This is a genomic window from Bifidobacterium amazonense, from assembly GCF_018555435.2.
In the GTDB taxonomy this organism is placed as follows: domain Bacteria; phylum Actinomycetota; class Actinomycetes; order Actinomycetales; family Bifidobacteriaceae; genus Bifidobacterium; species Bifidobacterium amazonense.
Genome location: NZ_JAFEJT020000088.1, coordinates 1 through 9183 on the forward strand (window position 1 = coordinate 1; position 9183 = coordinate 9183).

The 9183-nt window shown below is 64.8% G+C and carries 4 protein-coding genes; all 4 read left to right on the forward strand.

The annotated features are described in order from the left end of the window. Positions 1 to 359 precede the first annotated feature (359 nt). On the forward strand, positions 360 to 5708 hold the full coding sequence (pulA, locus tag JS533_RS12860; protein ID WP_241515128.1) for a type I pullulanase: 5349 nt from the start codon (positions 360 to 362) through the stop codon (positions 5706 to 5708). Between the two features lie 422 nt (positions 5709 to 6130). Further along, positions 6131 to 8020, forward strand: coding sequence for a molecular chaperone DnaK (gene dnaK, locus JS533_RS12865; protein WP_241515130.1), 1890 nt, complete (start codon positions 6131 to 6133; stop codon positions 8018 to 8020). A gap of 11 nt (positions 8021 to 8031) precedes the next feature. Next, on the forward strand, positions 8032 to 8733 hold the full coding sequence (gene grpE, locus JS533_RS12870; RefSeq protein WP_241515131.1) for a nucleotide exchange factor GrpE: 702 nt from the start codon (positions 8032 to 8034) through the stop codon (positions 8731 to 8733). 323 nt (positions 8734 to 9056) lie between these two features. Next, on the forward strand, positions 9057 to 9183 hold a 127-nt coding region (locus JS533_RS12875; RefSeq protein WP_241515133.1), incomplete at its 3' end, for a DnaJ domain-containing protein.

Sequence of the window (9183 nt, forward strand, 5' to 3'; positions counted from 1 at the left end):
GATGCTCCACCACCTGGGCCGTCGTCATCGGCGTGGTGAAATACAACTCCACCGCACGCTCTCGTTCCTCAAGACTGAACATACGAAAATCTTTCCGTTCGGTCTCCAAGAAAACGTCCGCAGCCCCAACCGGGAAACATGGGCGCGTCGCGGCTCGCGCGGGATGTCGTTCCCGTTGCCGGACAGGGCCGCGACGTGCTATCGTTGGGGGCGACTGCGAGATGCGAACGTAAGCAAGAAGCCTCGATGATAACGATGGCTTCCTTGCTGTCATGTGCGCAAACGTTGTCAGACAGAGATGCTCAATGATGACATGAGTCGGAGAGCTCAACGGCGAGAACGAAAGAGGAAGGACACACATGGTCATACGACAATTCGGTTCGTTCGCCAGACGCGTGGCCGCGACCGGCGTCGCGTTCGCGATGACCGCGGCCGGACTGACGGCGCTGCCGACGACGGCACTGGCCCAGCAGACGGCAGGCACGGCGACGTCCGCCGGCGCCGCGACCGACGCCGCAACGTCGACGGGCTCCGCGGCAGGCGGGGCGAAGGACGTGATCGTCATCGCGTTCCAGACCAACTGGAACTCCGTGGCCAACGAATGCACCGAGGTATACGGTCCCGAAGGCGTGGGCTACGTGCAGATCTCCCCGCCGCTGGAAACCGTCCAGGGCACCGAATGGTGGACCTCGTACCAGCCGGTCAGCTACAAGTTCGACTCCAAGCTGGGCACCGAAGCCGAGCTCAAGAACATGATCAAGGTGTGCAACGCGGCCGGCGTCCAGGTCATCGCCGACGCGGTCATCAACCACACCACGGGCGTCGACCGCGGCGAGGGCACAGGCGTGGCCGGCAGCAAGTTCGACTCGAACGGCGACTTCCCCGAAATCCCCTACACCAAAGAGAACTTCCACGACTGCGACAAGAACATCGGCGACTACACCAACGCCGACGAGGTCCAGAACTGCCGCCTGACCGGCCTGCAGGACCTCGACACCAGCCAGGAGTATGTGCAGGACAAGCTCGCCGACTACATGAACCGGCTGCTCCAGCTCGGCGTGTACGGCTTCCGCGTCGACGCCGTCAAGCACATCGCCAACAAGGACGTGGCCGCCATCAAGGCCAAGCTGGCCGAAAAATCCGGCCGCAACGCCGACGACATCTTCTTCGAGCAGGAGGTCATCGGCAACGCGAGCGAGGCCGCCGCGATCCAGCCGAGCAACTACGTCGGCAACGGCAAGGTCTCCGAATTCAACTACAACGCGCACCTGTCCGCCGCGTTCGCGTCCGACATCACCAGCGACAGCAAGGGACTCGGCAAGATCGGCGGCGACGGCTGGCTGACCTCCGACCAGGCGGCCGTGTGGGTGACCAACTGGGACACCGAACGCAACTCGTCCGCGATCACGTACAAGAAGGGCTCGAAGTACCTGCTTGCGAACGCATTCATGCTCGCGTACGACTACGGCCAGCCGCACGTCTACTCCGGCTACTACTTCGACGACAACGACGACGGCGCGCCCGGCGCGACCGAAACGTCGGTCCCCGACATGACCTGCCCGACCGACGGCTCGATGACGTCCGGCACCTGGCAGTGCGCCGACCGCTGGACCGCGATCCGCGGCATGATCGGCTTCCACAACGCCGTCGCCGGCACCGCCGTGACCGACTGGAAGGCGTACGGCAGCAACGTGCTCGGCTTCGGCCGCGGCGACGTCGGCTATCTCGCGCTCAACAACAGCGACAAGGACTCGCAGCAGACGTTCACAACGTCGCTGCCGGCCGGCGAATACTGCAACGTGTACGCGACCGGCGACTGCTCCCAGACCGTCACCGTGAAGGACGACGGCACGTTCGACGCGACGCTCGGCAAGAACTCGGCCATCGCTATCTACGCGGGCGCGACCAAGGACAGCTGGACCGGCACGGCCAAGTCCGACCCGTCCGACCCCGACCTGACCGTCAACGACGAGGCCGCCAAGGCCGCGACCGACACCAGCCGCACGATCTACTACAAGCTCCCCGACGGCTGGAAGCAGGCGTACCTGCACTACGGCGTCAACAACTGGGCCGAGCAGGGCCACGAGCTCATGACCGACGCCGGCAACGGCTGGGTCAAGTACACGGTCGACCCGAAGGGCCAGTCGTTTGAATACGTGTTCACCGACGGCGGCTCCAACTGGGACAACCCGAACGGCGGCGGCAACTACACCGCGCAGGGCCACTGGACCGCGGTCGCGGACCACGAGGCCAGCGCCGGCGTGCCCTCCGACGTGCAGCAGTACCGGCCCAAGACCAAGGTCGTCGTGCACTACAAGGCCGCCGAAGGCGACGCCGTCGCCGACCGCGGCGTGTACATGTGGGGCACCGACAAAGACGGCAACGCGCTCGCGGCCGGCTGGCACGCGTTCACCGGCGAGGACTCCTACGGCAAGGTGTTCGAGACCACCGTCGACGGCGCGTACGAGGCCGACAAGATCGGCGTGATCGTCACCACCGAAGGCTGGGACAAGGTCGGCGGCGACCGCCTCATCGACGGCTCCACCGGAACGGCGGAGATCTGGGTCGACGGATCCAAGCCCGACGAGACGCTCACCGCGGCGCCGGAAGGCTACAAGAAGACCGCCGACACGATCAACGTGACCATCCACTACCACCGCCTCGCCGACGACTACACGAGCGAGGACGGCATGAAGGCGTGGGACATCTGGGGTTGGGCCGACGGCGTCAACGGCGCCGCGTACCCGTTCACATCCCACGACGACTACGGCCTGACCGCCAAGTACACGCTCAAGGGCAGCGGCATGCAGGTGCCGCAGTTCATCGTGCGCTACGGCGGCGACGGCTGGGAGTCCAAGGACCCGAACGACGACAACCGCACCATCCCGCAGTCCGCGATCACGCTGAAAGACGACGGCACGGCCGACGCCGAGATCTGGCTCGTGCAGGGCGATCCGACGATCTACACCAACGGCACGCTGTACAACGCGGCCGGCACGATCGTCTCCGCGTCGATGGCCGACTTCACCACGATCAACGTCAAACTCAACAAGTCGATCGCGACCGACGATCTCGCAGGCAAGGTGAGCATCGACGGCGCCGAGATCAAGGACGTGAAGGCCGACGGCAACACGCTGGTCATCACGACCAAGGACGAGCTCGACGTGACCAAGGCGTACGTCGTGAGCGTCGACGGCTACGGCACGCAGAACGTCGCGCTCGGCGCGGTCGTGCGCTCCGACGCGTTCGACAAGAAGTACGCGTACGACGGCGACGACCTGGGCGCGAACTACACGGCCGAGCGGACCACGTTCAAGCTGTGGGCGCCGACCGCGACCAAGGTCACGCTGCGGCTGTACCAGGACTCGACCAAGGCCGACGGCGCGCAGACCGACGCCGTGACGCTGGACAAGTCCGGCGACAAGGGCGTGTGGGCGTTCGATGTCAAGGGCGATCTCAAGGACTACGCCTACGACTACGAGCTCACGTTCGCCGACGGCACGGTGAACACGTCGCCCGACCCGTACGCGACCGCGGCCGTCGTCAACGGCGAGCGCTCCGTCGTGCTGAGCGGCAAGGAGCAGGGCGACGCCGGCAGGCGCATGGCGTCGTTCAGCAAGCCGACCGACGCGATCGTCACGGAAGCGAACGTTCGCGACATGACGATCAACCCGAACTCCGGCGTCTCCGCCGACAAGCGCGGCAAGTACCTCGGCTTCGTCGAGGAAGGCACTACGGTCGACGGCAAGAAGGGCGCGTCCGCGACGGGCATCGACTACCTGAAGTCGCTCGGCGTGACGCACGTGCAGATCATGCCCGTCTACGACTACGGCTCCGTCGACGAGACCGGCGACCTGAGCTACGGCGCGGACGGCGCACAGAACTGGGGCTACGACCCGGTCAACTACAACGTGCCCGAAGGCTCCTACTCCTCCGACCCGAGCGACCCGGCCGCGCGCGTGACCGAAATGAAGCAGATGGTCAAGGGGCTGCACAAGAACGGCCTGTACGTGGTGATGGACGTGGTGTACAACCACGTGTACAACGCCTCCACGCACGCGTTCGGCAAGACCGTCCCCGGCTACTACTTCCGCTACGACGCCAACGGCAACCTGACCAACGGCTCCGGCTGCGGCAACGACGTGGCCTCCGAGCGCGCGATGGCCCGCAAGTACATCGTCGACTCGGTCACGTACTGGGCGAAGGAGTACAACGTCGACGGCTTCCGCTTCGACCTCATGGGCCTCATCGACCAGACCACGATGAAGGAGGTCCGCGCGGCGCTCGACAAGATCGACCCGGGCATCCTCGTCATCGGCGAAGGCTGGGATATGACCGACGCGATCGGCGACCAGGAGACCACCCAGCCCAACGCCAGCAAGGTGCCGGGCGTGGCGTTCTTCAACGACTCGCTGCGCGACGCGATCAAGGGCAGCGTGTTCTCCGACGAGGACACCGGCTTCGTGACCGGCAAGGCCGGCAAGGAGAACCTCATCGCCACCAACGTGCTCGGCTGCAACAACAAGCGCGACGGCATCGACGACACCGGCCACTGCAACAACGGTTCCGCCGACACCGACTACGCGGGCGCGGACCAGGTCGTGCAGTACGTCGAGATCCACGACAACCTGACGCTGTACGACAAGCTCGTCAAGAGCGCGGCCGGCGACTCCGAGGAGACGCGCGCGGCTCGCGCCAAGCTCGCCGACTCGCTGATCCTGCTGTCGCAGGGCGTCACCGACATGCAGTTCGGCCAGGAGTTCCTGCGCACCAAGGGCGGCAACGGCAACAGCTACAACGCGGGCGACAAGGTCAACGCGATCGACTGGAACCGCGCCGTCGAGCAGGCCGACTCGGTCGACTACGTGCGCGGGCTCATCGCGCTGCGCAAGTCGATCGCCAACCTGCACCTGTCCGACTACGACGAGATCGCCAAGCACATGACCGTGCTGCGGCAGTCCGACGGCGTGGTCGCGTACCAGCTGACCGATGGCGATGATACGTACGTGGTCGCGTTCAACGCGAACGATTCCGTCGCGGCCGTGACCGGCGTGCCGGCCGGCTCGTACGTCACGCTTGTCGCCGATGGCAAGGTGACGACGGACGGCGGCGCGACGGTGACGGTCGGCGAGGACGGCGTCGCGAACGTCGGCGCGTTGGCCGCGACCGTGCTCAAGAAGGCCGCGGCCGTTGATCCGGACCCGACTCCGACTCCGGATCCTGATCCGACTCCCGATCCGACGCCGACCCCGGGCGACAAGGACGACACCGGCAAGGACGATACCGACAAGCCGTCCGTGACGATGGTGCCCGTCTACCGCCTGTACAACCCGTACTCCGGCCTGCACCACTACACCATCAGCGCGAAGGAGAAGAACGTGCTGGTCAAGCGCGGCTGGAAGTACGAGGGCGTCGCGTTCCGGCAGCCGTCCAAGGGCACGCCCGTGTACCGTGCGTACAACCCGTACAACGGCAACCATCATTGGACCGCCAACAAGCACGAGTATCAGGTGATCACCACCAGGCACGGCTGGAAGGCCGAAGGCATCGCCTGGTACCAGGACGATGCCGGCGACGTCACGGTGTACCGTGCGTACAACCCGTACAACGGAGAGCATCTGTACACGGCGGACAAGCACGAGTACGACGTGATCACGGCGGCGAAGCGCGGCTGGCAGGGCGAAGGCATCGCCTGGCACAGCTGGTGATGCCTGCGCGGGCAATGGCGATGCCCGCGTGGGTGACCCGCATGGGTGGCGCCTAGTGGCCTAGCTATAGTGGCGGTTTTCTCTCACTGACGGTGTGTCGGTGAGAGAAAACCGCCACTCGGTTTATTGCGTGGCATCTTTCTCTCGCTGATGGCGCGCCAGCGAGCGTTTTCCGCCACTCGGTCCGTTATGTGGAGCTCCGGTGCCTCGCATCCCGCTCGAGAAGAAGATGCTCGAAGACACGCGAAAAAAGTCGTGAGGAAGTGGGAATAAAAAGTTGCGTCGGAAAGTTGAGTGGTGTAGGCTCAAGTTTTGGAAAGCAAAACAGAGCGTCCTCGAGACGAGGATGCCGGGCGGACAACCCGGGGTCCGAGACTTGAGCAAGAAACGTACAACGAACCACTCAACAAAGGAGCAACATTATGGGACGTGCAGTAGGCATTGATCTGGGTACTACGAATTCCTGCATCGCCACGCTTGAAGGCGGCGAGCCGACCGTCATCGTCAACGCGGAAGGCGCGCGCACCACGCCGTCCGTGGTGGCGTTCAGCAAGTCCGGCGAGATCCTCGTCGGCGAGGTCGCGAAGCGTCAGGCCGTCACCAACGTCGAGCGCACCATCTCCTCCGTCAAGCGTCACATGGGCACCGACTGGACCGTCGAGATCGATGGCAAGAAGTGGACCCCGCAGGAGATCTCCGCGCAGATCCTGATGAAGCTGAAGAGGGACGCCGAGGCGTACCTCGGCGAGCCGGTCACGGACGCCGTCATCACCTGCCCGGCGTACTTCAACGACGCCCAGCGTCAGGCCACCAAGGACGCCGGCAAGATCGCCGGCCTGAACGTGCTGCGCATCATCAACGAGCCGACCGCGGCCGCGCTGGCCTACGGCCTCGAGAAGGGCAAGGAGGACGAGCGCATCCTGGTCTTCGATCTCGGCGGCGGCACCTTCGATGTGTCCCTGCTGGAGATCGGCAAGGACGACGACGGCTTCTCCACCATTCAGGTGCAGGCCACCAACGGCGACAACCACCTCGGCGGCGACGATTGGGATCAGAAGATCATCGACTGGCTGGTCTCCGAGGTCAAGAACAAGTACGGCGTCGACCTGTCCAAGGACAAGATCGCGCTGCAGCGTCTGAAGGAAGCCGCCGAGCAGGCGAAGAAGGAACTGTCTTCGTCCACCTCTACCTCCATCAACATGCAGTACCTCGCGATGACCCCCGACGGCACCCCGGTGCACCTCGACGAGACGCTCACCCGCGCCCACTTCGAGGAAATGACCTCCGACCTGCTCGGCCGCTGCCGCACGCCGTTCAACAACGTGCTGCGCGACGCGAACATCTCCGTGTCCGACATCGACCACGTCGTGCTCGTCGGCGGTTCGACCCGTATGCCGGCCGTCAAGGAGCTCGTCAAGGAGCTCACCGGCGGCAAGGAAGCGAACCAGTCCGTGAACCCGGATGAGGTCGTGGCCGTCGGCGCAGCCGTGCAGTCCGGCGTCATCAAGGGCGACCGCAAGGACGTCCTGCTCATCGACGTGACCCCGCTGTCGCTGGGCATCGAGACCAAGGGCGGCATCATGACCAAGCTCATCGACCGCAACACCGCCATCCCGACCAAGCGTTCCGAGGTCTTCTCCACCGCCGAGGACAACCAGCCGTCCGTGCTCATCCAGGTCTACCAGGGCGAGCGCGAGTTCGCCCGCGACAACAAGCCGCTGGGCACCTTCGAGCTGACCGGCATCGCGCCGGCGCCGCGTGGCGTCCCGCAGATCGAGGTCACCTTCGACATCGACGCCAACGGCATCGTGCACGTGTCCGCCAAGGACAAGGGCACCGGCAAGGAGCAGTCGATGACCATCACCGGCGGCTCGGGCCTGCCGAAGGACGAGATCGACCGCATGGTCAAGGAGGCCGAAGCCCACGAGGCCGAGGACAAGAAGCGCAAGGAGGAGGCCGAGACCCGCAACCAGGCCGAGGCGTTCGCCTACCAGACCGAGAAGCTCGTCAACGACAACAAGGACAAGATCTCCGATGAGATCGCCAAGGAGGTCACCGACAAGGTCAACGCCCTGAAGGAGGCCCTGAAGGGCGAGGACATCGAGAAGATCAAGACCGCACAGAGCGAGCTGATGACCGCCGCACAGAAGATCGGCGAGGCCCTGTACTCGCAGCAGGCCGCGGCCGGTGCCGCCGGCGCTGCCGGTGCGGGTGCCGCCGGTGCCGGTGCGTCGGGCGCCGCCTCGAACGGTGGCGACGACGACGTGGTGGACGCCGAAGTCGTGGATGACGACGACAAGGACAACAAGTAAGGTTCCGTCCGATGGCTGAGTTCAACAAGGACGATTACCTGAACGACCTGCCGGACGTGGACGACGTGGCTGCCGGCGCGGCCAAGTCCTCCGCGGCCGGCTCGGCCGCCTCCGACGGTGAAACCGGCTCGGCGAAGGCCGAACAGCCGTCTCCGGCCCCCTCGACCGAGAACGCGAAGCAGGAAGCTCCTGCCGAGTCCGCCAAGCCTGAAGCGGCCGACAAGGCCGAGGGTTCCAAGGATGCGTCCGCTGATGCGGCCGCCTCCGACGATTCCCTCACTCCGCTTGGCAAGGCCAAGAAGGAGGCCGCCGACTACCTCGAGGCGCTCCAGCGCGAACGCGCCGAGTTCGTCAACTACCGCAACCGCGCCCAGCGTGAGCAGGAGCGTTTCCGTCAGCACGGCATCATCGACGTGCTGACCGCGCTGCTGCCGGCCCTCGACGACATCGACCGCATCCGCGAGCACAGCGAGATGGACGATTCGTTCAAGGCCGTGGCCGCGAAGATCGACAAGGCGTTCGAGAAGTTCGGCGTCGAGAAGTTCGGCGAGAAGGGCGAGGAGTTCGACCCCACCAAGCATGAGGCGATCCTGCACAAGCCGGACGATTCGGCCGAGAAGGACACCGTCGACACCGTGGTGGAGGCCGGCTACCGCATCGGCGACCGCGTCATCCGCGCCGCCCGCGTGGTCGTGGCCTCCCCCAAGAACTAAACATCCCTCTCTCTAAAGGGACGTTGCAGAAGCCGGCCATCCCAATCGTCATGACCGGCTTCCGCAAATCCGACAAACGCAAGTTACGCGGGTAATCAACGAAACACAAGTTGCATCCGTAATCGACGTAAACGCAAGTTATGTACGCAACGAGCGTGGGGGTCGGGATATGCGTGTCGAGACCGTATGACTTGGCCGAGCGGCCCGGAGCGTGTCGCGATACGCATATCCTGACCCCCACGCGGTCACCGTGCGTACCTAAAACCGCATCCCCACGCGGTCACCGCGCGTAACTTAAATCGAAACTTTGAAAGGAGACATGAATGGCTGAGAATGAATGGCTGAGCAAAGACTTCTACAAAGTCCTTGGTGTCTCCAAGGACGCCAGCGACGCAGACATCACCAAGGCCTACCGCAAGCTGGCCCGCAAATACCACCCCGATCTGAACA